The sequence below is a fragment of the Paraburkholderia sp. SIMBA_030 genome (assembly GCF_046535245.1).
Taxonomy (GTDB): domain Bacteria; phylum Pseudomonadota; class Gammaproteobacteria; order Burkholderiales; family Burkholderiaceae; genus Paraburkholderia.
In genome coordinates, this window is record NZ_JAWRXB010000641.1 from 1 (window position 1) to 268 (window position 268).

The following is a 268-nucleotide window of genomic DNA, read 5'->3' on the forward strand; positions in this document are numbered from 1 at the left end:
GTGTGCGCTTCACCGCGCCGATGCTGTGGACCCTGGGCTTCATGATCACCTTCTCCATCGGTGGCATGACCGGCGTTCTGCTGGCAGTACCAGGTGCCGACTTCGTTCTGCACAACAGCCTGTTCGTAATTGCTCACTTCCACAACGTGATCATCGGTGGTGCGGTATTCGGCTACATCGCCGGCTTCGCCTACTGGTTCCCGAAAGCCTTCGGTTTCACCCTGAACGAGAAGTGGGGCAAAGCTGCCTTCTGGTTCTGGATCTCGGG

Annotated in this window: 1 protein-coding gene; it reads left to right on the top strand. The window is 58.2% G+C overall.

Features of this window, described 5'->3' with window-relative positions; all coding sequences use genetic code 11:
* Positions 1–268 (top strand): cbb3-type cytochrome c oxidase subunit I (locus SB772_RS41520; protein ID WP_410838714.1); only part of this gene is annotated, 268 nt, incomplete at both ends.